1 pseudogene is annotated in these 521 nt (G+C 63.1%); it reads left to right on the top strand.

From position 1 onward, the window contains the following. Positions 1-23 precede the first annotated feature (23 nt). Positions 24-521: pseudogene (locus tag DC522_RS34100) on the top strand (TIGR01459 family HAD-type hydrolase); the annotation flags it as partial.

The raw sequence follows: 521 nt of genomic DNA, 5'->3' as shown, positions 1-521 counted from the left end.
CGCGGCCTTTTTCCTGGGATGCCATGACGGACCTTTTTGAGACGATCGAGACGTTGACCGCTGTGTCAGGCCGCTACGACGCGCTGCTGTGCGATGTGTGGGGAGTGGTCCACAATGGCGAAACGCATTTTCCTGCGGCGGCGGCTGCCCTGGCCGAAGCGCGCCACGCTGGTGTTGCAGTCGTTCTGATCACCAACTCGCCGCGCCGCAGTGCGGATGTAATCACCCAGATGCGGCTGATCGGCGTGCCGGATGGCACTTTCGATCGTGTCGTCAGTTCCGGCGATGTCACGCGCGATCTCATCGCCGAGGGACCGCGCAAGGTGTTCCACCTCGGCCCCGACCGCGACATGACCATCTATGACGGGCTCGACGTGGAAATCTCCGAAGAGTTCGAAGCGCAGGTGGTCGTCTGCACGGGCATGTTCGATGACGAGGCCGAGACACCGGAGGACTATGCGGAGATGCTGACCAGGCTGCGCGCCCGCAACCTGCCGTTCATCTGCGCCAACCCCGACATC

It is taken from the genome of Microvirga sp. KLBC 81, assembly GCF_003075415.1.
In the GTDB taxonomy this organism is placed as follows: Bacteria; Pseudomonadota; Alphaproteobacteria; order Rhizobiales; family Beijerinckiaceae; genus Microvirga.
This window is presented reverse-complemented; position numbering and strand designations above follow the sequence as displayed.